This is a genomic window from Cellulomonas sp. NPDC057328 (genome assembly GCF_042667215.1).
Classification (GTDB): domain Bacteria; phylum Actinomycetota; class Actinomycetes; order Actinomycetales; family Cellulomonadaceae; genus Cellulomonas.
Genome location: NZ_JBHUZW010000190.1, coordinates 1 through 4294 on the forward strand (window position 1 = coordinate 1; position 4294 = coordinate 4294).

At 77.1% G+C, this 4294-nt stretch carries 5 protein-coding genes; 3 read left to right on the top strand and 2 right to left on the bottom strand.

Annotation, left to right across the window (positions count from 1 at the left end):
• Positions 1-62: 62 nt before the first annotated feature.
• The gene (erpA, locus tag ACFUMH_RS18705) at positions 63-413 is read right to left on the bottom strand and encodes an iron-sulfur cluster insertion protein ErpA (protein WP_378209060.1); all 351 of its coding nucleotides are present in this window, start codon (positions 411-413) and stop codon (positions 63-65) included.
• 128 nt (positions 414-541) lie between these two features.
• Positions 542-1744 (bottom strand): glycerate kinase, encoded by a 1203-nt coding sequence (locus tag ACFUMH_RS18710; protein WP_378209062.1) that lies wholly within the window; start codon positions 1742-1744, stop codon positions 542-544.
• 127 nt (positions 1745-1871) lie between these two features.
• Between ACFUMH_RS18710 and nadA the strand changes: the two genes are divergently transcribed.
• The 3 genes from nadA to ACFUMH_RS18725 are packed head-to-tail and all read left to right on the top strand — an operon-like array spanning position 1872 to position 4245.
• Positions 1872-3071, top strand: a complete 1200-nt coding sequence (nadA, locus tag ACFUMH_RS18715) for a quinolinate synthase NadA (protein ID WP_378209068.1) — start codon at positions 1872-1874, stop codon at positions 3069-3071.
• 24 nt (positions 3072-3095) lie between these two features.
• On the top strand, positions 3096-3695 hold the full coding sequence (locus ACFUMH_RS18720; protein WP_378209064.1) for a DJ-1/PfpI family protein: 600 nt from the start codon (positions 3096-3098) through the stop codon (positions 3693-3695).
• A gap of 22 nt (positions 3696-3717) precedes the next feature.
• The gene (locus ACFUMH_RS18725) at positions 3718-4245 is read left to right on the top strand and encodes an acyl-CoA thioesterase (RefSeq protein WP_378209066.1); all 528 of its coding nucleotides are present in this window, start codon (positions 3718-3720) and stop codon (positions 4243-4245) included.
• Positions 4246-4294: the final 49 nt, after the last annotated feature.

A 4294-nucleotide genomic window follows, 5' to 3' on the forward strand; every position in this document is an offset into this window, starting at 1 on the left:
CAGGTGTCCGGCCGCGGGCCCGCGGGTGCTGCTGGTGGGGTGGTGCCCGGTGGGGCGAGAGGTCAGGCGAACGACCCGCCGCAGGCGCACGAGCTGCCGGCGTTCGGGTTGTCGATCGTGAAGCCCTGCTTCTCGATCGTGTCCGCGAAGTCGATGGTGGCGCCCTCGAGGTACGGCACGCTCATGCGGTCGACGACGACCTCGACACCGTCGAAGTCCTTGGTCGCGTCGCCGTCGAGCAGACGCTCGTCGAAGTACAGCTGGTAGATCAGGCCGGAGCACCCGCCGGGCTGCACCGCCACGCGCAGGCGCAGGTCGTCACGACCCTCCTGCTCGAGCAGCGTGCGCACCTTGTCGGCCGCCACGTCCGTGAGCTGGACGCCGTGGGTCGCGGTCTGCGTGGTCTCGCTCATGTCACTCCCGGTTCAGCCAGAGACGGTCCTCGACGGTGCAAACACCGTCGACCGGGCCGTTGTTCCCGCCCAGCGTACGCCCGCGGCGCGGCCGGACCGGCCCCCGTGCGCGCGTGGTGGGCGACGCGTCAGGCGGGCGACCAGGTGCGCGCCACCCGCGCCGTGCGGGCGGCCAGCGTGCCGGCGGGGTCGGCCAGCGCGGCGGCGACCTGCTCCGGGCCGTCCGCGACGGCGTAGGCGGCGGCGACGCCCGCGGCGGACAGCTCCCGGCGGCCCACGAGCACCTCGCCGGCGACGACCACGGTCGGCACCGCGAGCGGCAGCGCACGGGCAGCGACCTCCGCGACGACCTTGCCGTGCAGCGACTGCCAGTCGGTGCGTCCCTCCCCCGTGACGACGACGTCGTGCGCGGCGATCCGCGCCGGCAGGTCGACCGCGTCGGCGACGAGCGAGGCCCCGGGCAGCAGCCGGCCGCCGAGCAGCGCGACCGCGAAGCCCGTGCCGCCCGCGGCACCGGCGCCGGGCAGGCCGGTCCAGCGGTGCGCGCGCGCCTGCCCCGCGCCGGCGTCGCCCAGCAGCCCGGGCCGGACGTCGCCGGTACCCAGCGCCCCGGCGGCGGCGTGCGCGAACGCGCCGAGGGCGCGCTCGAGGTCCTGCGCCTGCTCGGGCGTCGCGCCCTTCTGCGGCGCGAACCCCGCCGACGCGCCCTGCAGGCCGAGCAGCGGCACGTCGACGTCGACGGCCGCGACGAGGTCGACGCCACGCAGGGCGTCGCGCAGCGCCGGCAGCCAGCGCAGGTCGTCGGGGCGCACGGCGCCGAGCCCGCCCCCGCCCGCACGCAGCACCCCGCCGGCCGCGGCGACGGCGTCCGGGCCGAGGAGGGCGTCGGCGAGCATCGCGAGCAGCCCGGCGCCGGCGTCGTTGGTCGCCGACCCGCCGAGCCCGACGACGACGCGCCGGGCGCCACCCGCGAGCGCCGCGGCGACGAGCTCGCCCACGCCGGCGCTCGTCGTGCGGGTGGGGTCGCGCCGGGCCGGGGGCACGAGGTCGAGCCCGAGGGCGTGCGCCGACTCGACGTAGGCGGTGGCGCCGACGCGCAGGACCGCCGCCGGCGCGCGGTCCCCCAGCGGCGCGGTGACGGTCACGGCGTCGACCGTGCCGCCCAGCGCACCCTGCAGGGTCGCGACGAAGCCGGGGCCGCCGTCGGCGAGGGGGCAGAGGTCGACGTCGTCGTGGGGTGCGCCCCGGTGCCACCCGGCGGCGAGCGCCTCGGCGGCCTGCACGGCGGTGAGCGAGGTCCCGAAGGAGTCGGGGGCGAGGAGGACGCGCACGGGGCGATGGTGGCACGCGCGGCCGCCGCCGCGGACGTCGCCTCGCGGGCGGGGCGGCGGGCGCTCGTCCCGGCGCCGGACGCCCCTCGGCAGGCGCGCGGGCCTGTGGGATCATGCCGCCGTGAGCCTGACCCTGCCCTCGACCGGCACGTTCACCGAGCCCGCGCCGTCCGCGCTGCTCCTGCTCGGGCGGGGCGCCGACCTGGCGTCCGAGCGGGGCGTGGAGTGCGCCGGCGCGCTGCCCGACCCGGCCGACCCCGCGCTCGTCGACCGGGCGCGTGCCGCCCGCGCCGCGCTGGGCGACCGCGCCTTCGTGCTCGGCCACCACTACCAGCGGGACGAGGTCATCGCGTTCGCCGACGTCACCGGCGACTCCTTCAAGCTGGCGCGCGAGGCCGCGGCGCGGCCCGAGGCCGAGTTCGTCGTCTTCTGCGGCGTGCACTTCATGGCGGAGTCGGCCGACATCCTCACGTCCGACGCGCAGCAGGTCGTGCTCCCCGACCTCGCCGCCGGCTGCTCCATGGCCGACATGGCGGCGATCGACCAGGTCGAGGACGCGTGGGACGTGCTGGTCGACGCGGGCGTCGCCGACGACACCGTGCCCGTCACGTACATGAACTCCACGGCGGCGATCAAGGCGTTCACGGGCCGGCACGGCGGCACGGTGTGCACGTCGTCGAACGCGCACGTCGCCCTGCGCTGGGCCTTCGACCGGGTCGGCGGGGTCGACGGGCGCGGCAAGGTCCTGTTCATGCCCGACCAGCACCTCGGCCGCAACACGGCGGTGCTCGCGCTCGGCCTGTCGCTCGACGACTGCGTCGTGTACGACCCGCGCAAGCCGGGCGGCGGGCTCACGACGCAGCAGCTGCGGGACGCCCGGATGATCCTGTGGCGGGGGCACTGCTCGGTGCACGGCCGGTTCTCGGCCCGCAACGTGGCCGACGTGCGGGCCGCGGTGCCCGGCGTCACGGTGCTCGTGCACCCGGAGTGCACGCACGACGTCGTCACCGCGGCGGACATGGTGGGCTCGACGGAGTACATCATCAAGGCCCTCGACGCGGCCGAGCCCGGCTCGTCGTGGGCGATCGGCACGGAGCTCAACCTGGTGCGCCGGCTCGCGCAGGCGCACCCGGAGCTGACGGTGCACTACCTCGACTCGACGGTCTGCTTCTGCTCCACGATGAACCGCATCGACCTCCCGCACCTCGTGTGGGCGCTCGAGGAGCTCGTCGCGGGCCGCGTGCCGAACCGCGTCGTCGTCGACGCCGACGACGCCCACTGGGCGCGCGTCGCCCTGGACCAGATGCTGGCGCTGCCGGGCCACTGACCCGGCCGACGGGGGGCGGACGGGATGAGCACGCAAGGACCGCTGCGGGTCGGGCTGCTCGTGTTCGACGGCGTGGAGGAGCTCGACGTCGTCGGTCCGTGGGAGGTGCTGGCCGCGTGGGCCGCGCACAGCGACCTGCGGCCGGAGGTGCTGACGTTCTCGGCCGACGGCGGCGGGGTCCGCTGCGCCCAGGGCCTGGGGCTGGTGCCGGACACCGGCGCCGCGGACGTCGGCCCGCTGCACGTGCTGGTGCACCCGGGCGGGCCCGGCACGCGCACGCTGCTGGCCGACCCCGGGCACCTCGCGTGGCTGCGCCGGGTGCGCGCGACGACGCCGCTGATGGCGAGCGTGTGCACGGGCGCGCTGGTGTACGCGGCGGCCGGGCTCCTCGCCGGCCGGCCCGCGACGACGCACCGGGACGCCCTCGACGCGCTGACGCGCGCGGACCCGAGCGTCCTCGTGGACGCGGAGGCGCGGTTCGTCGACGACGGCGACGTCGTCACGTCCGCCGGTGTCAGCGCGGGCATCGACATGGCGCTGCACCTGGTGACGCGCCTGGAGTCGGCCGGCGCCGCGCGCGCCGTGCGCCACGGCCTCCAGTACGACCCCGCACCGCCGGTCTGACCCGCGCCGGTAGCGTCGGGGCGTGACCCGCACGCTGCAGCTCGCCCTCGCCACCGCTCGTCCCCGGCCCGCCGTCCCCGGTCGCCACGCCCTCGAGCCGTCGGTGACGCGGCTGCGCGTGCGCGTCGCCGACCTCGACATCTACCGCCACGTCAACAACGGCGTGTACCTGCAGATGATGGACGTCGCCCGCACGAACTACCTCGCCGACCTCGGCGCGTTCGGGCTGCTCGCCGAGCGGGGGTGGTACCCGGTGGTCGCGGCGTCCACCGTGAGCTACCGCCGCTCGCTGACGTGGCGTCAGCGGTTCACGGTCACCACGCGCGTGGTCGGCTGGGACCAGCGCGTCGTGTACCTCGAGCAGGTGTTCGCGCGCGGCGAGGAGCACGTGGCCCGCGGCTGGGTCGCGGGCCGGTTCCTGTCGCGGCGGGGCGACCGCGTGCCCGCGCCGGACGTCGTCGCGCTGCTCGACCCCGAGATCTCCGCGGCACCCACACTGCCTGACGACGTCGCGGCGTGGGCACGCGCGGTCGACGTCGCGCACCGCTGACGGCCACGCGCACCGGCACGCGCACCCGCGCCGGCACGCGCACCGGCAC

What these genes read in the sequence shown, in the direction of transcription:
- erpA (WP_378209060.1), bottom strand. Translation starts at nt 413, where the DNA reads ATGAGCGAGACCACGCAGACCGCGACCCACGGCGTCCAGCTCACGGAC.
- ACFUMH_RS18720 (WP_378209064.1), top strand. Translation starts at nt 3,096, where the DNA reads ATGAGCACGCAAGGACCGCTGCGGGTCGGGCTGCTCGTGTTCGACGGC.